21 protein-coding genes and 1 other RNA gene are annotated in these 21,021 nt (G+C 63.7%); 10 read left to right on the top strand and 12 right to left on the bottom strand.

The genetic code is table 11. From position 1 onward, the window contains the following. Positions 1 to 136 precede the first annotated feature (136 nt). Both GA0061098_RS22995 and GA0061098_RS22990 read left to right on the top strand, forming a co-directional pair. Positions 137 to 1,258, top strand: a complete 1,122-nt coding sequence (locus GA0061098_RS22995; protein WP_091961519.1) for a DUF2336 domain-containing protein — start codon at positions 137 to 139, stop codon at positions 1,256 to 1,258. Between the two features lie 47 nt (positions 1,259 to 1,305). Next, on the top strand, positions 1,306 to 1,548 hold the full coding sequence (locus tag GA0061098_RS22990) for a hypothetical protein (RefSeq protein ID WP_091961516.1): 243 nt from the start codon (positions 1,306 to 1,308) through the stop codon (positions 1,546 to 1,548). A gap of 42 nt (positions 1,549 to 1,590) precedes the next feature. On the opposite strand, the gene GA0061098_RS22985 is transcribed toward GA0061098_RS22990, so the two are convergent. From GA0061098_RS22985 to cax, 4 genes are all read right to left on the bottom strand, one after another. Further along, positions 1,591 to 3,297, bottom strand: coding sequence for an ATP-binding protein (locus GA0061098_RS22985; protein ID WP_091961513.1), 1,707 nt, complete (start codon positions 3,295 to 3,297; stop codon positions 1,591 to 1,593). Then, positions 3,294 to 4,808, bottom strand: coding sequence for an ATPase domain-containing protein (locus GA0061098_RS22980; RefSeq protein WP_091961510.1), 1,515 nt, complete (start codon positions 4,806 to 4,808; stop codon positions 3,294 to 3,296). The genes GA0061098_RS22985 and GA0061098_RS22980 overlap by 4 nt, the downstream gene beginning before the upstream one ends. A gap of 220 nt (positions 4,809 to 5,028) precedes the next feature. Beyond that, a complete protein-coding gene (locus GA0061098_RS22975; RefSeq protein ID WP_091961506.1) occupies positions 5,029 to 5,526 on the bottom strand; it encodes a GNAT family N-acetyltransferase in 498 nt (165 codons plus the stop codon). A 166-nt stretch (positions 5,527 to 5,692) separates the two neighbouring features. Then, positions 5,693 to 6,796: a calcium/proton exchanger gene (cax, locus tag GA0061098_RS22970; RefSeq protein WP_091961503.1), complete on the bottom strand. Its 1,104-nt coding sequence runs from the start codon at positions 6,794 to 6,796 to the stop codon at positions 5,693 to 5,695. Positions 6,797 to 6,964: 168 nt separating this feature from the next. Between cax and GA0061098_RS22965 the strand changes: the two genes are divergently transcribed. Beyond that, a complete protein-coding gene (locus GA0061098_RS22965) occupies positions 6,965 to 7,306 on the top strand; it encodes a hypothetical protein (RefSeq protein WP_430649272.1) in 342 nt (113 codons plus the stop codon). Between the two features lie 159 nt (positions 7,307 to 7,465). After that, complete coding sequence (locus GA0061098_RS22960; protein WP_091961499.1) at positions 7,466 to 8,227, top strand: outer membrane protein; 762 nt, start codon at positions 7,466 to 7,468, stop codon at positions 8,225 to 8,227. Between the two features lie 645 nt (positions 8,228 to 8,872). Here the strand turns inward: GA0061098_RS22960 and GA0061098_RS22950 are convergent. The 8 genes from GA0061098_RS22950 to ssrA all read right to left on the bottom strand — a co-directional run bounded on the left by GA0061098_RS22950 (position 8,873) and on the right by ssrA (position 15,310). Then, positions 8,873 to 9,322: a hypothetical protein gene (locus GA0061098_RS22950; RefSeq protein WP_091961492.1), complete on the bottom strand. Its 450-nt coding sequence runs from the start codon at positions 9,320 to 9,322 to the stop codon at positions 8,873 to 8,875. 418 nt (positions 9,323 to 9,740) lie between these two features. Next, positions 9,741 to 11,612, bottom strand: a complete 1,872-nt coding sequence (gene feoB, locus GA0061098_RS22945) for a ferrous iron transporter B (protein ID WP_091961489.1) — start codon at positions 11,610 to 11,612, stop codon at positions 9,741 to 9,743. A gap of 37 nt (positions 11,613 to 11,649) precedes the next feature. Then, entirely contained in the window at positions 11,650 to 11,925 is a 276-nt protein-coding gene (locus GA0061098_RS22940; protein ID WP_018319701.1) for a FeoA family protein, read from the bottom strand. A 116-nt stretch (positions 11,926 to 12,041) separates the two neighbouring features. Next, on the bottom strand, positions 12,042 to 12,293 hold the full coding sequence (locus tag GA0061098_RS22935; RefSeq protein WP_091961486.1) for a ribbon-helix-helix domain-containing protein: 252 nt from the start codon (positions 12,291 to 12,293) through the stop codon (positions 12,042 to 12,044). Then, on the bottom strand, positions 12,290 to 12,493 hold the full coding sequence (locus GA0061098_RS22930) for a DUF4169 family protein (RefSeq protein ID WP_091961483.1): 204 nt from the start codon (positions 12,491 to 12,493) through the stop codon (positions 12,290 to 12,292). The genes GA0061098_RS22935 and GA0061098_RS22930 overlap by 4 nt, the downstream gene beginning before the upstream one ends. Positions 12,494 to 12,774: 281 nt before the next feature. Then, complete coding sequence (gene fumC / locus GA0061098_RS22925; RefSeq protein WP_091961479.1) at positions 12,775 to 14,223, bottom strand: class II fumarate hydratase; 1,449 nt, start codon at positions 14,221 to 14,223, stop codon at positions 12,775 to 12,777. A gap of 88 nt (positions 14,224 to 14,311) precedes the next feature. After that, positions 14,312 to 14,830: an SspB family protein gene (locus GA0061098_RS22920; RefSeq protein ID WP_091961476.1), complete on the bottom strand. Its 519-nt coding sequence runs from the start codon at positions 14,828 to 14,830 to the stop codon at positions 14,312 to 14,314. 115 nt (positions 14,831 to 14,945) lie between these two features. Beyond that, positions 14,946 to 15,310: a transfer-messenger RNA gene (ssrA, locus tag GA0061098_RS22915) on the bottom strand. 95 nt (positions 15,311 to 15,405) lie between these two features. Between ssrA and GA0061098_RS22910 the strand changes: the two genes are divergently transcribed. From GA0061098_RS22910 to GA0061098_RS22885, 6 genes are all read left to right on the top strand, one after another. Further along, positions 15,406 to 16,023 (top strand): chromate transporter, encoded by a 618-nt coding sequence (locus tag GA0061098_RS22910; protein ID WP_091961472.1) that lies wholly within the window; start codon positions 15,406 to 15,408, stop codon positions 16,021 to 16,023. After that, on the top strand, positions 16,020 to 16,550 hold the full coding sequence (locus tag GA0061098_RS22905) for a chromate transporter (RefSeq protein WP_091961468.1): 531 nt from the start codon (positions 16,020 to 16,022) through the stop codon (positions 16,548 to 16,550). Before GA0061098_RS22910 ends, GA0061098_RS22905 begins: the two co-directional genes overlap by 4 nt. A gap of 95 nt (positions 16,551 to 16,645) precedes the next feature. Beyond that, on the top strand, positions 16,646 to 17,407 hold the full coding sequence (locus GA0061098_RS22900) for a tripartite tricarboxylate transporter TctB family protein (protein ID WP_091961464.1): 762 nt from the start codon (positions 16,646 to 16,648) through the stop codon (positions 17,405 to 17,407). A 7-nt stretch (positions 17,408 to 17,414) separates the two neighbouring features. Further along, entirely contained in the window at positions 17,415 to 18,929 is a 1,515-nt protein-coding gene (locus GA0061098_RS22895) for a tripartite tricarboxylate transporter permease (RefSeq protein WP_165637542.1), read from the top strand. Positions 18,930 to 19,071: 142 nt separating this feature from the next. Continuing rightward, positions 19,072 to 20,052, top strand: coding sequence for a tripartite tricarboxylate transporter substrate binding protein BugD (locus GA0061098_RS22890; RefSeq protein WP_091961458.1), 981 nt, complete (start codon positions 19,072 to 19,074; stop codon positions 20,050 to 20,052). Between the two features lie 171 nt (positions 20,053 to 20,223). Beyond that, complete coding sequence (locus tag GA0061098_RS22885) at positions 20,224 to 21,018, top strand: thymidylate synthase (protein ID WP_018319711.1); 795 nt, start codon at positions 20,224 to 20,226, stop codon at positions 21,016 to 21,018. The last annotated feature ends 3 nt before the right edge of the window (positions 21,019 to 21,021 follow it).

Raw genomic sequence — 21,021 nt, 5'->3', positions numbered from 1 at the left:
CCGGCAAAACTGATTTGCCGATTTTACCGAATTCTCGCGTTTGATCTCTAGCGTCAGTTCCCAGAGGAATCCGGTGTCCCGCCACGAGCGGCGGGGCGGCGCGCCAAAAGAACTGCCAAGAACTGGGGTTATCGAGATGAACGGGGCGAAAACGCTTCTACAGGATCTGGACGACGCGATCGCGCGCGGCACTGACGAGAGCCGGGCGAAGGCGTTGTGGCATGCGACCGACATTCTGATCACCGGCCGCTACAGCGACGACGAGATCAGCATGTTCGGCGAGGTCATTGGGCGGCTCGCCGACGAGATCGAGGTCGCTGCGCGGGCGCAGCTCTCGGAGCTGATGTCGGCGTGCGATCACGCTCCGCTCGACGTCATCGAAAAGCTGGCGCTCGACGACGAGATCGAGGTCGCCGGTCCCGTGCTGCGCGACTCCACTCGTCTCGACGAGAAGATGCTGGTCGAGAGCGCCATGACCAAGGGCCAGTCGCATCTGCTCGCAATCGCCCAGCGAAAATCGATCGGCGAGGCCGTCACCGACGTGCTGGTCAAGCGCGGCGATCAGGAGGTCGTGACGTCGGTTGCCAGGAACGAGGGCGCGCGCTTCTCCGGCTCGGGCCTGTTGCACATGGTCCGCCGCGCCGAAGGCGATTCGATCCTTGCCGAGCAGCTTGGCCTGCGCAAGGACGTACCGCGCCACATCTTCCAGCAGCTGATCTCGAAGGCGTCGGAAGACGTCCGCCGCCGCCTCGAGACCGAGCGGCCCGAAATGATGGCGCAGATCCAGAGCTCGGTGACCGAGGTCACCGGCGATCTTCAGTCCAAGTTCGGCCCGTCCTCGCGCAGCTATTTCGTCGCCAAGCGCGTGGTGACGACGCAGTATCGCCAGGGCAACCTCAACCAGGATTCGATCTCGAACTATGCGCGCCAGCACCGCTTCGACGAGGTGCAGATCGGCCTGTCGCTGCTGTCGGCGCTGCCGGTCGACGTGATCGAGCGCGCGATGATGGACCGCAACCGCGAGATGATTCTGGTGCTGTGCAAGGCGCTCGACTTCTCCTGGGACACGACCATGTCGCTGCTGTTCCTCGGCGCCAAGGATCATCTGATCACGGCGCGCGAGCTCCACGACAACGAGCGCGATTTCGGCCGGCTCAAGATCGAGACCTCGCGCAGCGTCTTGAAGTTCTACCAGTCGCGCAAGACCGCCGCTGACTCCGCCTCAGGCGGCCGTCAGCCCGAGCTTCAGGTCCACTGAACAGGTGCACTGAGCATCGTCCCGGAATTCGAAGGGGAGTATTTGCAATGTTGCCTCAATTCGGCACCGCGGTTCGCAAGAAGAACCTCAACAGCGCCGTCACCGCCGAGCTCGGCGGCGGAGCACCCGACAAGGCGTCGGTGGACGCCGCCTGGCTCGTGCTGGAAGCGGCCAACGACCTCGGCGACCACGCCGCGATCGACGCCTGCCGCCGCGTCATCGACGCCGAACTGACCGGCACGGTGGCCGGAAGCTCCGACATCGATCTCGTGCTGGGGTATTTCAGGTAGACGTTCCCCGTGCCGCTGGCTCCGCGCGGCCCGGGACCGATCTCAGCAGGAGTTGGAGCGCTTGGAGTCTCCATCGAGCCCTGGATTCGACCTCGCCGCACCCAGCGCCGCGGACAGCTCGTCGATGTGGTACGGCTTCGCCAGGATCCGGATACCCGCCGCCTGCGCCTCGCGGACAGAGGCTTCGGCGTAGCCGCTGGTTAGCAAGACCGGTATGTCGCTGCGCCGTCGTCTGATCTCTTGTGCGAGTTCAACCCCATTCATGCCGCCCGGCATCATGATGTCCGAAAAAATGACATCGACGGAGCGACCATCGGCCAAAGCGCCGAGTGCAGCGGCCGCGCTCGCGGCGCGCGTGACGTCGTAACCGAGCTGACCGAGCATCTCGCCGACCAGGGCGGCCACCTCGTCATCGTCTTCGACCAGCAGGATCCGGCCCTGATTGCTCTTCTTCGGTCGCACTCTGGTAAGGTCGATGAGGTGTTGTTCGCTCAAAGGCAGGTCGAACGATCGCGGCAGGTACAGTTCGATGCTGGTGCCTCGGCCCACTTCCGAATGAATTCGGACCGTGCCCCGCGACTGCGTGGCAAATCCATGGACTTGTGCGAGCCCAAGTCCCGACCCCTTGCCGACGTCTTTGGTCGTGAAGAACGGCTCGAACACGCGTGACAGGATCTCCGGGCTCATGCCGACGCCCTCGTCGATCACGGATAGCCGTACGTAATCGCCGCAGATCTCCTCGTCGTTCAGATCGGGCAGATTCTCGCCGCGGACGAGAATGGTCCCGCCATTGGGCATCGCGTCCCGGGCGTTGACGGCCAGGTTGAGAATGACGAGCTCGAGCTCGCCCGGATCAACCTCCACCGGCCACAGCGAGTCTGGAAAGTCGAACTCGACATGAACGTCGCCCCTGAGACTGCGATCGAGCAGTTCTCGCATGCCGCCGATTTGCGCGGCCACGTCGACGGGCTGCGGCCGAAGCTTCTGCCGGCGCGAGAACGCCAGAAGCTGCTTGGTTAGGCTGGCGCCACGCTGCGCGGCCTGAATCATCCCGTCCATCAAGCGGCGCCTGCGGTTCGGGTCTGTCTGGCGGTCGAGCATGTCGAGGCCGCCGGAGATGACCATCAGCAGATTGTTGAAATCGTGAGCCACGCCGCCGGTGAGCTGGCCGATGGCTTCGATCTTCTGCGCCTGGCGAAGCGTCTCCTGCACACGGGCGCGCTCCTCCATTTCGACGCGAAGTTGCTTGTTGGCTTCCTCCAGCGCTCGCGTCCGCTCGACCACGAGCTTTTCGAGTTCCTGTGCCGTCTGCTCGCGCGCGGCGAGCAGGGCTCGGATCTCGTACTGGCGCCGCCGTGCACGCAGCGCCGATTGAACGGCGCTGGTCAGCGTGATCGGCTGCACCGGCCGCTCCAGCAGGGAGACGTTGCGGAGAAGCAAAACAATGCTACGGCGCCAGGCAACGACCGCCGGCTGTTCTCGATGGCTGGTGAGGATGACAAAAGGCAGGTCGGACCAGGGCGGTTGGCTGGCGATCCATTGTGCTAGCGGAGCCGTGTCTTTCCCGAATAATCCTTCCTCGGCTAGAAAAACGGTACCCACGCCGGCGGACATCTCGCTGACCAGTTCGGGCAGGCTTCGGCAGTTGCTCGCGTCGAGGTTCGAGCTGCGGAAGAGCTCGGCCGAGGCCGGACCGTCGCGTCCGATTGGAGCAAAAACGAGAACGCGGTGATCCCGGTGTTCGCTCATTCTGCCGAACCTTCCGGGATGTCCGTGCCGGTATACCGCGGATTTCCGGAAAAGATGCCGCTGAACTCCCTGAGAGGCGGGCCGAGTTTGATCCCGGTGCTGCCGAGTCGAAACTCGCGGATGGTATGCTCGTGATGACCGCTGCGCTTCTTGACGACAGACAAGGCGCGCCGCACCGTCCCGCCGACTTCGAAATAGCGCAGCATCAACACCGCATCGCTCAAATAGCTCATGTCGAGCGGCGTTTCCATCGGGCCCACCAGCCCATGCTGGGCCAGGATCAAGATGGTAAGCACGCCCTGCTGCGCCAGGTAGCTCAGGAGTTCATGCATTTGCAGGATGAGAAACCGCTCGTCCGGCATCGCGTTCAGGTAACCGTTCAGGCTGTCGATGATAACCAGGCGGGCGTTGTCGACTTCAACGCTCGTGCGCAGGGCTGCTGCGAACTCGCCGGGCGACAACTCGGCCGGATCAATCTGTTGAAATCGAATAAGCCCCGATTCCTGGTGCTTTTCGAGCGGGAGGCCGAGCGTCCGGGCGCGGGCTTCCACGGTGCCGCGGCCTTCATCGAAGGCAAAGAACACGGCGTGCTCGCCGCGTTCGGCGGCCGCTATCGCATAGGTCAGCGCGACCGAGGATTTGCCCACGCCGGCAGCGCCTATCAGGAGCGCGTTGGTACCGCGCTCCAGTCCACCTCCGAGGAGTTGGTCGAGTTCGGCGTTGCCGCTCAGAGTGAGTTTGCCTGCAAAGGCTTTGTGATGTTCTGCCGCGACGAGCCGCGGGAATATCCGCAGGCCACCTTCTGCAATTGTAAAATCGTGGAAGCCGCCGCGAAACCGAATGCCGCGCATCTTGATCACGCGAAGTCGTCGCCGCTCGGCACCGTAGTCGATCGCGAGTTGTTCCAGCATGACGACGCCGTGCGCGATCGAATGCAGCTGCAAATCGTCCTGAGACGACGAAAGATCGTCGAGAAGGACGACGGTGCAGTTGCGGTTGGTGAAGAAGTGCTTCAGCGCCAGAACCTGACGCCTGTATCGCAGCGGATTTTGCGCCAGCAGGCGCAGTTCGGACAGGCTATCGAGAACGACGCGCGTGGGATTTATCCTTTCGACCTCCTTGAAGATCAGGCTGGTCGTTTCGCTCAGCTCCATTTCGGCCGGATGGAAGACCGTAAGCTCCCGGTCGGGATCGAGGGTCGTCTCAGGAGGGACCAGCTCGAAGATATCGACACCATCAAGCGACCAGCCGTGCCGATGCGCAACCAGGTTCAGCTCGCGCCTGGTTTCGGAGAGGGAGATATAAAGTACACGTTCACCATCCCGCACCCCCCTCAGGAGGAATTGGAGCGCGATCGTGGTTTTGCCGGTGCCCGGCCGGCCCTCGTAGAGATACATCCGATTGGCGTCGAGGCCCCCGCCCAGGATGTCATCCAGGCCTTCACTGCCCGTCGAAACCCGCGGCAAGTCCTTGATGTCGCTGTCTGGAGCAGCCCTGGATGGACCGGTCATTGAACCCCCTACGATATTCCGGAGGACCGCTTTCGCCCAGCGTCCAAAGAGAGGGCTGGGGCCCAAGCTAGGTCCGTACAAGGAACTCTCCAGCGCTGCCCGAGTTCCCGGCAACTGGTGCTCTCGCCCCGCGCCTCGGTAATGACCGCACTCGCTGTGTCGGTTCAAAATTGAACACAACAAGTCCGGTCAGCGCGCTCCAATCGTCTCATTGTGACGTTCACCGACGGATGCGGTAGATCACCACGTCCTCGCCGTGACGGTTCGTGCTCCGCTCGAGCAGGTAATTCGATTTCTCCAGCACACGGCGCGATGCGCCGTTTGCGACATAGACGATACCGATGAGAGACGGCAGTTCGAGCTGTGACAGCCCGATCTGAGTCAGCGCAGTCGCGATCTCGCTGGCAAATCCCCGGCCCCAGAGGTTGCGGGTGAACGCGTAGGCGATCTCGATCTCGTCGACGTCGTCCACCAGGATGTGCCGGATGCCCGCCCGTCCGGCAAATGCGCCGTCTTTCGTGCGCAGCGTCCACAGGCCGAAGCCGTGCTGATCCCAATGCGCCATGTTGGCGACGAGATATTTCTCCGTTGCCTCCGCCGAGCGCACGCCGCCGATATAACGCGACGCCTCGGGATCCAGATGGAGCGCGACGAGGTCGGCGAGGTGACTTTCGTTCAGCCTCTCCGCGGTCAGGTTGTCGGTACTGAAGCGATCCATGGAAGCAGAGTGTCGCCCGGAGCCGGTCGCGATCTGGGTGTTGTCGAGGCCGATGATGCCATCGTGCCGCTGTTTTGCCCGACAGGTCAACCGGCGCGCGGCCTGCTTTAGGTTGTTGTTTAGGCATGATCCGGAAAACCAGCAGCGCACTTTTCCGGATCATGCTTTAGACCGGCCCGTGCGAGCCGGGCGGGACCATGTAGAGGGTCATCGCGAAGATCGCGTAGATGCAGAGCAGGAGCGCGCCGACGAACCAGGCGGAGCGTCCGCCATTGGTGACGAAGCTCGTCACCACGGCGGCGATCATGACCATGGTCACCGCGCCCGGCCAGAATTGAAGATCCATGGGCTGCGGCCCGACAACGTAGCTCAGCAGCACGAGAACGGGTGCGACGAATAAGGCGATCTGGCTGGCGCTTCCGAGCGCGATGCTCACGCTCATGTCGAGCCGGTTGCGGCGTGCCGCGGAAAACGCCACGGCCATCTCGGCCGCGGCCCCGACCAGGGCAACGACGATGAACCCGACGAAGGCCGGGGTCATGCCGAGCGTTTCGGCGGCCTTCTGCACCGAGGCGACGAAGATCTCGCTCACGAGCGCAACCAGCACGGTGACGATTCCCAGGGTTGGAACGGCGATCGCGACCGGTAGTATCGGGCCGCCTGCCTCGCCATGGTCGCTGCTCGCAAACAGATCCTTGTGCGTCTTCAGCGAGAACAGCAGGCTGAGACCGTAGGCCGCGATCAGCAGGACCGCCAAGGCGGTGCTCAAGCGCTGCACCGTCGCCTCGTGTCCGGGAAAGTCGAGATCGGCTACGGCCGAGGGTGACAACAGGGCAATCGTGGCCATCAGCAGCAGCGCGGAATGGAGTCTGCCACCTGCCCGGTTGTATTCCTGCACGCGATGCCTCAATCCGCCCAGGAAAAGCGATGCGCCCAGCATGAACAGCGAGTTGGTCACGATCGCACCCGCGATCGAGGCTTTGACCAGCATGTATTGACCGGCCTGCAACGCTGTGACCGCGATGATGAGCTCCGTGAGATTGCCAAGCGTGGCGTTCAACAGTCCGCCGACCGCATCGCCGGTTTTCTCGGCCACGGCCTCCGTCGCGTGGCTGAGCAGGCTCGCGAGCGGCACGATGGCGATCACGGCCAGCACGAACAGCAGCGTATGCGCGTCCGGCATGACATGCTCGAGCACGATCACGACAGGCACGACAATCAGCAGCCACAGCAGCGGGCTGTGCCGGATTTCCCTGAGCAGCGCATTCATGGTCCGTCCTTCGCGGTCAGACCTCGACGCTGCCGCCGGAGAGGGGCCCGGTGTTGATCTAGCTCAACGGCTTGTGCGCCCTCGAACCGGCGCCTCAATAGCAGGCAAGCATCGTTCCCCGGGCCGCATCTGGCCTTCCTAGCTGGCGAATTCGACAAGCCATTCGAGTTGATCTGCATCAAGTGCTGCGATCACGGCCAAACCACAACAGCAACCGGGCTGGTTGGCGAGGCGTTGGTGCGAGCGATGATTCCGACTTGGTACGTCACCTTTGAAGTTCGAAAACGGGGGCTACTTTTGAGAAAGCGGAGTCCGCGTGAGACGAAGACTTTCGCGACCGAGCATGAAGCCAAGCTGTTCGCGCGTGCCAGGCTCGACGAGGGGCTTGCAGTCTTTGCAGGCACGATCAACCCCCACCTTCCCAGGCGGCTCATCCCATCCTCCGGCATCCACGCTTGGCTTGCCGACGAACAAGACAGCACCTCGCGCTCCGAGATGGATAGCGAGTAAGCACGTTGTCGTGCACAGACGTGGCGCTTGGGTGTTGCCATTTTGGTACGGGCCAAAGCCTCCCTCGCGCGTAACCTTCGAGACGTTCGCAATATGCACGCCAGCCTGCATAAGGCTCAATTTTTGAACGGAAGAGATCTAGGAAAAGGGGATTCGACGATGAAGAAGCTCTCGATAGCTGCGATCGGCTTCGCGGCGCTGAGCATGGTGGCTCCGGCCATGGCTGCCGATATGGCTGTCAAGGCAGCGCCGCCGCCGGTACCTGTGATGGCAGTCTATAACTGGACAGGATTCTACATCGGCGCCAACGGCGGCTGGGGGCAGAGCCGTGGCTGCGTGGACTTCGTGACGGCCGCAGGGACGCTCGCAAGTGGTTGCGCCGATCGCTCCGGCGGCTTGATCGGCGGACAGCTCGGGTATCGCTGGCAGACCAATCAGTTTGTGCTCGGCCTGGAAGCGCAGGGCGATTGGGCCGAGATCAAGAACACGCGTGTCAGCCTGATTGATCCGCTGGTCTCGACCACGGGCAAGACAGATGGCATCGGGCTCTTCACGGCCCAGGTAGGTTGGGCGTGGAACGCCTCGCTGTTCTACCTGAAGGGCGGTGCGGCGGTGACCCGTAATCGCTTCGACATCTTCAACAACGTCACGGGCGTTGGCCTCGCCTCCGCAGGTCACACGCGCTGGGGCGGTGCTCTCGGTGTTGGCTGGGAATACGGCTTCACGCCGAACTGGTCGGTCGGTGTCGAGTACGACCATCTCTGGATGGGGCGCGACAACACCGCCTTCGCAGCCGGCGTGGTCACGCCCGGTGGGCTCGCGCTCACGGGCAGCGGCGTCACCCAGGATATCGACATGGTCACACTTCGGCTGAACTATCGCTTCGGCGGGTACGGCGCGCCGGTCACGGCTCGCTATTGATCTCAGGTCTTCCCACTGAACTCAGGCCCCGGCATCGGCCGGGGCCTTTGTCGTGGGAGATGAACAGACGCGAGAATGTCTGGCGCGTTTACAGTTCACTCTGTCCGCAAGGGCCTCGAGGCTTTCGCGCTTGATCGTCTTCGAATGCGATCGAATGACGCAGATCAACGGGTGATATGGAAGGCTCGGGTTTGATCTAGCGCAACAAGGACATGCTGCGACTTTCCATGCTCCGCACGCGTTTGAACATCCGTGCAGATGGCAACGTGACTGGAAAGGATCGTCCGACAGGCCTTCGTTCCCTGACAAAAGGAGATGGGCAATGATCAAGTGGATCGCTGTTGTGACTTTCGCTTTGTTGGTCGGAACTTCGGCCCAAGGCATGACCCCCGCGCCGCTTATCCAACCCGAGAGCATGATCACGCCGGTTGCAGCAGCATGCGGACCGGGACGAACGCGGATCAACGACATATGCGTCGCAAGGACGACGGTCCGCCACACACGTCGGGCCGTGCGTCGATGCCTCCGCTGGCAGGGAAGCGTCTGCGCCTTGTACGAATAGATGCCATGCAGATCGGCGTCCGGATCATCGCCGGGCGCCGGCATCGCCGAGCGTGGTCGAGTGCCGCACGAGCGCCGTTGCGACTACCAGTACCGGTAGCCAAACCACCCGAACTGCGGTTGCCGCGCCGCCAGGACCATCTGCGACGTCGGGTGTCGCTTCGATCGCGTCGCAATGTGTTGCGGCTTTCGCGGCCGCTTGTGCTCGACGGCTTCGCGCGGCGGCGAGTCCACGCGCGCCATTGCGAGTGCATTCGCAATCGCGGGTGTCTCCGCTCGAATGACCGGCGGCTCTGTGCGGGCGAGGGAAGGAGGCTCCGTGATCGAAGGTGCAGATGCGACCGCCACGATCACTGGCGCGGTCATATCGAGGACCACACGCTCGGGTAATTTGCGGTCCGAGTGAATGCGTATGGTCGCCCGATCCGCGGCGGTCCTCTCGGCGACTTGCACGCCGGGCAGCCAAAAGTCGGCAACGAACAGGAGCGCGAGCAACGCCGCTCCGACCTTCCAGAAATAGGCCAATAACGGCATCCCGGTCGCTCCGTGCCCCCACAATGGCCCAGCTTGCGACGACGTTCCGCCAGTCTCCGACTCGTTGCGCGAGGCAGCTTGATCCAGATCAAGCGCGCGAAATATCTCCAACCTGGTCCTGGCGACTCTTTGATGATGTCATTGCATCAATGCTTTGCCCGACGATGTAGCGCCTCGGAAGCTGCATGCAGCTCGACCGCTGCCGCAGCTTCCGGGCAGTCTACGCGCGTCGGCACAGCTCGTGACTTGCAAGCCAGACCTGTGCAGCATCGATCATTTTCGAGAGAATGGCATCGTGCCAGTGTTTTGCCCGACCAGGCAACCGAGACGACTTTCGCTCGCGCCTAAGCCATTGATTTCACAACCCCCGTCTACTGTGCATGGGGTTGTTTTCGCGAATTTGTTTTGGAAGGGGCTGCTAGCCGGCGCCCAGCGCGACCGCGACGTTGTAGGTCAGAAGGCTTGCCGCGTAGGCCAGCACCAGCATGTAGCTGAAGGTCACGGCCATCCAGGTCCAGCTTCCGGTCTCGCGCCGGATCACGGCCAGCGTCGAGGCGCATTGCGGGGCGAAGATGTACCAGGCCAGCATCGACAGCGCGGTGGCGAGCGACCATTTCGTCGCCAGCACCTGGCCGATCTGCTCGGCCGCTTCCTTGCCGCCTTCGATCGCATAGACTGTGCCGAGGGCGGCGACCGCGACCTCGCGCGCCGCCATGCCCGGGATCAGCGCGACCGCGATCTGCCAGTTGAAGCCGACCGGGGCGAGCAGGGGTTCGAGCGCCTTGCCGATGATCGCGGCCAGGCTGAAGTCGATGGCGGGCTCGGTGGCGCCGGCCGGCGGCTGCGGGAACGAGGCCAGGAACCAGATCAGCACCATCATCGAGAAGATCGTGGTGCCGGCGCGGTACAGGAACATCTTGGCGCGGGTGAAGATGCCGATCACGATCGATTTCAGCCGGGGCATCTTGTAGTCCGGCAGCTCGAGCATGAACGGCGCCGGCGCATAGTCGCGCAGCATGAAGAACTTGATCAGGAACGAGACGAGAAGCGCGCTGATGATGCCGCAGGCATAGAGGCCGAACATCACGAGGCCCTGCAGGTTGATGAAGCCCCAGACATCCTTCGCAGGGATGAAAGCCGAGATGATCAGCGTGTAGACTGGAATGCGCGCCGAGCAGGTCATCAGCGGCGCGATCAGGATCGTAGTCAGCCGGTCGCGCTTGTTGTCGATCACGCGCGTCGCCATGATGCCGGGAATGGCGCAGGCAAAGCTCGACAGCAGCGGAATGAAGGCGCGGCCGTGCAGGCCGGCGCCGCCCATGATGCGGTCCATCAGGAACGCGGCGCGCGCCATATAGCCGAAATCTTCCAGCAGCAGGATGAACAGGAAGATGAGGATGATCTGCGGCAGGAACACGATGACGCTGCCGACGCCGGAGATCACGCCGTTCTGCAGGAAGCTCTGCAACAGGCCGTCGGGCAGGGTGGCCTGCACGAGCTCCCCGAGCGCGTCGAAGCCGGATTTGAGCACGTCCATTGCCGGTTGCGCCCAGGCGAACACCGCCTGGAACATCACGAACAGGATCAGCGCGAGCACGATCAGGCCGCCGACCGGATGCAGCACGATCGCGTCGATCCGCGCGGTCCAGGTGTCGGGCCGACTTGGCAGGCTGACGCAGTCGGCGATGATGCGGTCGGCCTCGCGCTGGGTCGCGCGCAGTTCGGAGACGCTGAGCGCGCGCCAGTTGTTCGCCTCGGCCTCGGCGGCGAGCTTTGCCGAGATCTCGTCTGTCAGCTTCAAGAGGTCGGCGGTGCCGCCCTTGCGCACCGCGATCGAGGTGACCACGGGCAGGCCGAGCTCCTTGGCGAGCCGCTCCGTGTCGACGGTGATGCCGCGGCGGGCCGCGATGTCGAACATGTTGAGCACGAGCAGCATTGGCCGTCCGGTGCGCTTGAGCTCAAGCAGCAGGCGGATGGTCAACCGCAGATTTGTGGAATCGGCCACGCACAGCACGAGATCGGGCACGGTCTCGCCGGAGGCCTTGCCGAGCACGAAGTCGCGGGTGATCTCCTCGTCCGGGCTGCGGCCGCGCAGCGAATAGGTGCCGGGCAGGTCGACCACCGAGACCTGGCGTCCCTGCGGAGTGACGAAGAAGCCTTCCTTGCGCTCGACGGTGACGCCCGGATAGTTCGCGACCTTCTGCCGGCTGCCGGTCAGGGCATTGAACAGCGAGGTCTTGCCGCTGTTCGGCGTGCCCACCAGGGCGAGATGCAGCAAGGGTAATTCCATGGAATCACTGGTCCGGGATCAGAGGTCCGGTCGCTGTCTAGGCGACGATGATGGCCATGGCTTCGCGGCGTCGGACCGCAATCGTGATGCTGTCGACCCGCACGGCGATCGGGTCGCGCCCGACCAGCCCCTCGTGCAGGACCTCGACCCGGGCGCCCTCGACGAAGCCGAGCTCGATCAGGCGGCTCTCGAGCTCGATGTCGGAGAGCGCCGAGCCCGCCTCGCGAGCGGAAAGATGCTGGATGACGCCGGTATAGCCGCGCTGGGCCAGACCCAGCGGCATGTGCGGGCGCGTGTCATTGGTGTCGGTCATGCCCTGTATTTTCAACGCAAGGCATTGAGGTCAAGCGCGCGCGCTCGCTGAAACCGCACCTTAGAGTGATTTTAAAGTGCAGATCGCGGAGCGCCGTCGATAGCGCCCCCGGGCGGCTACTGGGCCGGGACCTTGTCCGGCTGGGGGGCCATGGCCCGGGTCTTGAAGTAGTCCAGCACGAACAGCCGGATCGCCGACGACAGATTGCCCTGCTGGCGGTTGTTGTCGATCTCGCCGACCAGCTCGGACAACGTCATGTTGCGCAGGCCGGAAATCTCCTTCATGCCGTTCCAGAACGCCTCTTCCAGGCTGACGCTGGTCTTGTGCCCGGCGACGACGATCGACCGTTTCACGACGGGCGACTTCATGGCTGCTCCTCGCGATCGATCTGGTGCTGGTCCAGCTGATGCTGGTCCAGATGCGCCTTCGCCTTGTCCGCGCGCGTCTCCTCCGCCGACCGTTCCGCCTTCGTGCGCCCGAACTTCGTCCGGTTGGCGTCCGCCTGCTTCGCCGAGGCTTCCCGTTCGGCGCGCTTCCTGAAACGATTCAGGTTGATGACGTTCCCCATGCCGCGTCTCCATCATCCGATCCTTTCCAGGCAGGATGAAACATTCAGAAACAGGGTGCCGCACTGCGCCCCACAAGACTTGATCGCCATTCGCTTGTCCTCGTCAATCGGCCTCTCGGGCCATCAAACGATGAATTTCGCCCCCGTCGAGGGGCGGAAGGGCTGCGTAGCACGCCGTCCTGCCGGAACATTGACGGTAATCAAATCCCGCCCCCAAAGCCGCACATTTCTAGGGCGCCGAGCGTCCGTATCATTACGGATGGCTATCGGAATTCGGAGTTCTATCCCGGGCTGGTCATCTTCTCGGGGCGTACCAGGCGATCGAACTCGTCGGCCGAGACGAAGCCGAGCCGCAGCGCCTCCTCCTTCAGCGTGGTGCCGTTGGCGTGCGCCGCCTTGGCCACCTTGGCGGCGTTGTCGTAGCCGATCTTCGGGGCGAGCGCAGTCACCAGCATCAACGAGCGCTGCATCAGCTCACTTATGCGCTTTTCGTCGGCGCGGATGCCGCTCACGCAATGCTCGGTGAAGGATCGCGCGGCATCCGCCATCAGGCGGATCGAGTGCAGCATGTTGTAAGCGAGCACCGGCTTGTAGACGTTGAGCTCGAAATGGCCCTGGCTGCCGGCCACCGTGATCGCGGTGTGATTGCCGAACACCTGGCAGCACACCATGGTCATCGCCTCGCACTGGGTCGGATTGACCTTGCCCGGCATGATCGAGGAGCCCGGCTCGTTCTCCGGCAGGACAAGCTCGCCTAGCCCCGAGCGCGGGCCCGATCCCAAGAGGCGGATGTCGTTGGCGATCTTGAACAGCCCTGTCGCGACCGAATTGATGGCGCCGTGCGCCAGCACGTAGGCGTCGTTGGAGGCCAGTGCCTCGAATTTGTTGGCGGCGCTGGTGAAGGGCAGCTTCGTGATCCCGACCACGTGCTTGGCGAAAAGCTTCGCGAAGCGCGGCTTCGAGTTGAGGCCGGTGCCGACGGCGGTGCCGCCCTGCGCCAGCGGATAGAGGTCCTTCACCGCGACCTTGAGCCGGGCGATACCGCTTTCGACCTGCGCGGCATAGCCGGAAAACTCCTGGCCGAGCGTCAGGGGCGTGGCATCCTGCGTATGAGTCCGGCCGATCTTGACGATGTTTGTGAACGCCTTCTCCTTCTTGCGCAGCGCGCGGAGCAGCTCATCGAGCGCAGGAATGAGATCGGCAGTGATGCGACTTGCGGCCGCGATGTGCATCGCAGTCGGAAACGAATCGTTCGACGACTGGCTCATGTTGACGTGATCGTTGGGATGCACCGGCTTCTTGGCGCCGAGCTCGCCGCCCAAGAGCTCGTTGGCGCGGTTGGCGATCACCTCATTGAGGTTCATGTTGCTCTGCGTGCCCGAGCCGGTCTGCCACACCACCAGCGGGAAATGATCGTCCAGCCTGCCCTCGATCACCTCGCGCGCGGCGCGGATGATGGCATTGGCGCGGCGGCGGTCGAGCAGGCCGAGCTCGAGGTTGGACTGCGCGGCCGCGAGCTTGACGATACCGAGCGCGTGCACGAGCGAGATCGGCATGCGGTCGGTGCCGATGCGAAAGTTCTGGCGCGAGCGCTCGGTCTGCGCGCCCCAATAGCGATCGGCGAGAACCTCGATGGGACCGAAACTGTCGGTCTCGATGCGGGTGGCGGGGCGGGCAGTCTTTGATCGGTCAGTCTTCGATCGGGCAGTTTTGGCCATGAGCACATCCATCCTGCCGCCCCAATGCCGCGCGGCCGTTTCATGTGCTCTTCTATATAGACAGTTTGGCCGGGCGCGATGGCTTCGGCCCCAACCTAGATCATTTCTTGCGGAAACGATCGAGCCGCACGACTTCGGCGCCGCCCTGGTTCGGGGCTGCCGGCTCCTCGGTGCTTTCCGCCGTTTCAGGGGCGGGCGTCTGCACGGCGACGGCCGATGGCGCGGGAGCTGCCGGCAGCGTCTCGGGCGCGACCTCGGCGACGTCGGACGTGTCGAACTGCAGGCCGAACTTCACGGACGGATCGAGGAAGCTCTTGATGGCGCTGAACGGCACGATCAGCCGCTCCGGAATGCCGCCGAAGGACAGGCCGACCTCGAAGCGGTCCTCGAGCACGGTCAGGTCCCAGAACTGATGCTGCAGGATAATCGTCATCTCTTCCGGATATTGCGCCAGCAGCCGCGACGACAGCTTCACGCCCTCGGCCTTCGACACGAAGGTGATGAAGAAATGGTGCTCGCCCGGCAGGCCCTGGGCCGCGGCATCGGTCAGCACCTTCCGCAGCACGCCGCGCAGCGCGTCGCGGGCCAGCACATCGTATCGGATATGATCGGTCGCCATGGTGGTCCTGTTGCATCCCCGAAGCCGGACCGTGCCGACCCGACTCGCCAAGCCGCAATAGTACCGCGCCTGACGGGTCAGCAGGAGTCCCCGCCGGGGAAGAAATCAAGAGTAAAGTGGAGGCTTCTGTTGCCAGGTGCCTCCGAACCCCGCCTAACGGAGCTTAACCCGTTAGGACTTTAAGATGGTCTTTCAAACTGCGTTACGCAGCCTGAGCAACCGGAGCAAAGTTGTCGTTGGCAACTATTGCATAGCCCGATAACGGCGGAACAATACCGGGAAAAAGTTCGCCCTTTACGCCCTCGTCGATCCTATTTCGCCCCCGCCAAAGCCCGCCTCGGGATAGTCCGCTGGTGGGCTTTGGTGGAGGCGCCGGGTACCGCCCCCGGGTCCGAATGGTTTATTGCGACGACCGTTTATTTCCATAGCCGGCGAACCGGCAGCCCCAATATAGGGCGCAAAGGTTTCGAAAAACAGGGGTTTTGAGCGGCCCCCGCAATGTTCCCTTTGGATAGGTTCCGGACAGACGGGACATGAGCTTGGCCGCGTGGCGACCAGCGTTCTAAGCTTCTGAGATGCCCGAGGATTCCGCACCGGCCGCCCAAGAAACGGATCAGGTGCCGGACCAGCCGGCCGCCGGCGCCGCTCCGCCCGGCCTGCTCGCGCTGTTTCTCGCCTTCGCCAGGATGTCTCTGGCCGGTTTCGGCGGGGTCTTGGTGTTTGCCCGGCGGGCGATCGTCGAGCAGCACCGCTGGATGAATGCGGACGAGTTCAACGAGACTTTTGCGCTCTGCCATTTCCTGCCCGGACCCAACATCGTCAATCTGTCCATGGTGTTCGGATCAAGGCTGCGCGGCATCGCGGGCGGGGTTGCCGCCTTTGCCGGCCTGTTGCTGCCGCCGACGCTGATCATGATGGTGCTTGCGATCATCTACGCCCGTTACGGTGATCTCGACGTGCTGCGCAGCAGCCTCGCCGGCATCTCCTGCGCGGCGGTCGGTCTCTTGATCGCGGTGGTGTTCCGCATGATGACGCCGCTGCTGAAGCGGACGGACCCCCTCGCACTGATCCTGATGGCCGGCGTGTTCCTCGCCATCGGCGTGCTCCGCCTGCCGCTTCCGGCGGTGCTGCTGGTCGCGATCCCCATCAGTGTCGGAGCCACTTTTTTCCTGCGGCGGAAAGTAGCAGCATGACGCCCGAGAATCCGATCTGGGCGCTGATCTCCACCTTTGGACTGATGTCGCTGTTCGCGGTCGGCGGCGCCGCGGCGGCGGTGCCCGAAATGCACCGCATCGCGGTCGAGGTGCATCACTGGATGACCGACAAGCAGTTCACCGACGCCTACGCGATCGCGCAGCTCTCGCCAGGTCCGAACGTGCTTATCGTGACCTTAATCGGCTATGCCGTCGCCGGCATCCCTGGCGCACTGGCGGCGACGTTGGCGATGTGTCTGCCGACGGCGCTGCTTGCCTATTATGTCAGCCGCCTCCTCAATCGGCCCAGCAAATCGCGTTGGCCCGGCTTGATCCAGGCTGCACTGGTTCCGCTTTCGATCGGATTGATGGCGGCGAGTGCCCTGATCCTGGCCCAGTCGACCGATCGCACAATTGCTGCAGTGCTTCTGACCGCAATGGTTGCGGTGATCGCCTCGGTCTCGCGCATCAATCCACTCTGGCTCCTGCTCGCCGGGGGACTGTTGGGTTTTGCTGGCATTGTGTAATGAATATCGCTAGGCAGTGATCCGGGCGGGGGACCCAGTTCCAGCCGATTTAGAACAACAGTGCTCGTGACTTACCGGTCGCGGAGGAGACATGCATGGCCGACACGATGGGCCACACGGCGACAGCCACCCGAAATACCCAGGTGGCGCTCGGCTTCTGCCTGCTGGCGATTGCGCCGCAGATTTTCGAATTCATCTGGTCGATAGGGACGATTTTCGGCTGGGGCGCGGGCCGCGGCCCGGCCACGGTCGTGATCAGCCACGCCACCGCGTTGCTCGCCGGTGCGCCCGGTACGTTGATCGGAGCGGCCACCGGTGACACCAAGAAGGCGTCGTCCGAGGTGCTGCTGGCGCTGATCTACTCCTATCCGATCTTTGCGGTCGCGATTCTTACGCTGTTCATGACCATCAGGTCGGCGCAGGACTATGTCGGCGGAGTCATCCTGATGGCGCTGGCCCTGTTTGCGCTGTGGGCCTCGAGCGATCTGCAGGGGATGCGCGGCTTCTCCTTCGGCGCCGGCACCGCGCCGCGGATGTTCGGCGGACTGCTGGTCGCCTTGTCCGCCGGCATCGCCCTGACCGGACTTCTGACCGATGGGCCGGCGATGGCCCATTACTCGTGGCGCGGGCCGATGTTCGTGATGGCCGCGATCCTGTTCTTCGCGCTGGCGATCCGGCCGCTCGGCCTCGTGGTCACGGCCTTTGCGAGCTTCATGATCGCCGCGACGGGATCGCATGAGACGCGCTGGCTGGAGGCCGCCATCGTCGGCGCCTGCCTGACGATCGGCTGCGCGATTCTCTTTCCCTACGTGCTCGGGTTGCCGATGCCGATGTACCCGCGTTTCCTGATCCAGTGAGGGTGTGATGGATATCTTTGCCAACCTCGCTCACGGTTTTGCCGTCGCGCTGTCCCCGATCAACCTGCTGATGTGCCTGATTGGCGCGCTGGTCGGCACGCTGGTCGGCGTGCTCCCGGGCATCGGCACCATCGCCACCGTCGCGATGCTGCTTCCGATCACCTTCGGATTGCCGCCGGTCGGCGCGCTGATCATGCTCGCCGGCATTTATTACGGCGCCCAGTATGGCGGCTCGACCACGTCGATCCTGGTCAATATTCCAGGTGAGGCGACATCGGTCGTCACCGCCATCGACGGTCACCAGATGGCCAAGCAGGGCCGCGCAGGCCCGGCGCTGGCGATCGCGGCGATCGGCTCGTTCTTCGCCGGCTGCGTCGCGACCGTGCTGATTGCCGTGCTCGGCGCGCCGCTGACCAAGCTCGCGCTGGCGTTCGGTCCGGCCGAGTATTTCTCGCTGATGGTGCTCGGCCTGATCTTCGCCGTGGTGCTGGCCAAGGGCTCGGTGCTGAAGGCGATCGCGATGATCGTGTTCGGCCTGCTGCTGTCGATGGTCGGCTCGGACATCGAGACCGGCGCTTCGCGCATGGCCTTCAACATTCCGGAGCTCGCCGACGGTCTCGGCTTTGCGACGGTGGCGATGGGTGTGTTCGGCTTTGCCGAGATCATCCGCAATCTCGACGCCGGCGCCGAGATGAACCGCGACCTCGTGCAGCAGAAGATCACCGGCCTGATGCCGACCAAGAAGGATCTGATCGACTCGACGCCGCCGATCTTGCGCGGCACCGTGCTCGGCTCGATCCTCGGCATCCTGCCGGGCGGCGGCGCGGTGATCGCCTCGTTCGCGGCCTACACGCTCGAGAAGAAGCTTGCGAAGGATCCGAAGCGGTTCGGCCGCGGTGCGATCGAGGGCGTTGCGGCGCCGGAAAGCGCAAACAACGCGGCGGCGCAGACCTCCTTCATCCCGCTGCTGACGCTCGGCATCCCGCCGAACGCGGTGATGGCGCTGATGGTGGGCGCGATGACCATCCATGGCATCGTGCCGGGTCCGCAGGTGATGCAGAAGCAGCCGGATCTCGTCTGGGGCATGATTGCCTCGATGTGGATCGGCAATCTGATGCTGATCATCATCAACCTGCCGCTGGTCGGAATCTGGGTCCGGTTGCTTCGCGTGCCGTACCGGCTGATGTTCCCCTCGATCGTGATCTTCTGCGCGATCGGCATCTACTCGGTGAATAACGCACCGGTCGACGTCATCCTTGCCGGCGTGTTCGGTCTCGTCGGCTACTGGCTGATCAAGCACGATTTCGAGCCGGCACCGCTGCTGCTCGGCATGGTGCTCGGACCGCTGATGGAAGAGAACCTGCGCCGTGCGCTGCTGATCTCGCGCGGCGACTGGAGCGTGTTCCTGACGCGTCCGCTGTCGGCGGTGCTGCTCGCGATCGCGGCGAGCCTGCTGCTGCTCACGGTGCTGCCGGTGTTGCGGTCGAAGCGGGACCAGGTGTTCACCGAGTCCGAGAACTAGGGGGCTCCTGCGTCGGCGCTGCGCTCCTGCGTCGGCACGCCGCATTCGGAAGTCGAATCGACTTGTGTTACGGCTTCGTGAAATGAAAATGCCGGCCTTTGGGCCGGCATTTTGCTGTGTCCAAGGAACGACGGGGATCGACATGACCTTCATTCGCGCGCTCACGGGCGCATGTGCCGCAGCGCTCGCCTCGCTGTGCGCTTTTGTTGCGCCGGCCGATGCGCAGACTTATCCGACGCGCAGCATCACCATGATCGTGCCGTTCGCGGCCGGCGGCCCGACCGACGTCGTCGCGCGCATCGTCACCGGGCATATGGCGCAGACGCTGGGACAGAGCATCATCATCGAGAACGTGGTCGGCGCCGGCGGCACCACCGCGACCACCCGCGCCGCGCGTGCGGCCAATGACGGCTATACGCTCATCACCGGGCATATGGGCACGCATGCCGCCTCCGTGCCGCTCTATCCCAAGCTCGCCTATCATCCCGAGAAGGACTTCGAGCCGATCGCGCTGCTCGCTGGTACCCCGATCCTGATCCTCGCGCGCAAGGACTATCCGCCGAAGGATTTGAAGGAGTTCGTGGCCTATGTGAAGGCCAACGCCGAGAAGGTGAACGCCGCCCATGCCGGCGTCGGCTCGGTCTCGCACGTCTCCTGCGAGCTCCTGCACTCGATCCTCGACATCAAGCCGGTCGGGGTACCCTTCAACGGCACGGGACCTGCGATGAACGCGCTGGTGGCGGGGCAGGTCGACTATATGTGCGACCAGATCGTCAATGCCGTGCCGCAGATCAATGCCGGCACCATCAAGGCCTATGCGATCGCAACGCCGGAGCGCAATCCGTCGCTTCCGAACGTGCCGACGACGGCGGAAGCGGGCCTGCCGAAATTCCAGGCCCAGGCCTGGAATGCGATGTTCGCGCCCAAGGGAACCTCGCCGGCGATCCTGGCCAGCCTGAACGCTGCGGCGAGCAAGGCGCTCGACGACGAGACCGTGAAGAAGCGCCTGCTCGAGCTCGGCAGCGTCATCCCGGGCCCTGCGGAGCGGACGCCGGAGGCGCTGGCCACCCTCGTCAAGAATGAGATCGCGAAATGGACCCCGGTGCTGAAGCCGGCCACTTAAGCAGCACTTTCAAGCCGATAGGCGAGGGGCGGGACGTTAGGTTCCGCCCCTTGTCGTTTGCGTCGGGACCACTCACTTTTCCGGGTATAATCGGAGCGGACAGCGAATCGCCGCTGTTGCAGCGCGGGGGCGGCCGCTAAATTCGCCGGCTCCCCAAAGGCTCAGTCGCACATGCACCAGTATCAGGACCTGCTCGAGCGGATTCTCTCAGACGGCGCCGAAAAGACCGACCGGACCGGTACCGGCACGCTCTCGGTGTTCGGCCATCAGATGCGCTTCAATCTGTCGGCCGGCTTCCCGATGCTGACCACCAAGCGGCTGCCGCTGAAGGCGATCATCCACGAGCTGCTGTGGTTCCTGAAGGGCGACACCAACATCAAATATCTGCGCGACAACGGCGTCACCATCTGGGACGAATGGGCGGACGCCAATGGCGATCTCGGCCCGGTGTATGGTCATCAATGGCGCTCCTGGCCGGCGCCTGACGGCCGCAGCATCGACCAGATTGCGAACGTGGTCGACATGATCAAGCGCAATCCGGACTCGCGCCGCCTGATCGTCTCGGCGTGGAATCCAGCCGAAGTCGACAAGATGGCGCTGCCGCCATGCCATTGCCTGTTCCAGTTCTACGTCGCAGGCGGCAAGCTGTCCTGCCAGCTCTATCAGCGCTCGGCCGACGTCTTCCTCGGCGTGCCCTTCAACATTGCCTCCTATGCGCTGCTGACCATGATGGTGGCGCAGGTCACCGGCCTGAAGCCCGGCGACTTCGTGCATTCGTTCGGCGATACCCATCTCTATTCCAACCATCTGGAGCAGGCCCGGCTTCAGCTCACGCGCGCGCCGCGCGCGCTGCCGGTGATGCGGATCAATCCCGATGTGAAGGACATCTTCTCCTTCCGCTTTGAGGATTTCGAGCTCGTCGGCTACGACCCGCATCCGCACATCAAGGCGGAAGTCGCGGTTTAGCGC

Source organism: Bradyrhizobium shewense (assembly GCF_900094605.1).
Taxonomy (GTDB): domain Bacteria; phylum Pseudomonadota; class Alphaproteobacteria; order Rhizobiales; family Xanthobacteraceae; genus Bradyrhizobium; species Bradyrhizobium shewense.
The sequence above is the reverse complement of the archived record's forward strand: the minus strand, read 5'-3'. Positions and strand labels throughout refer to the sequence as shown.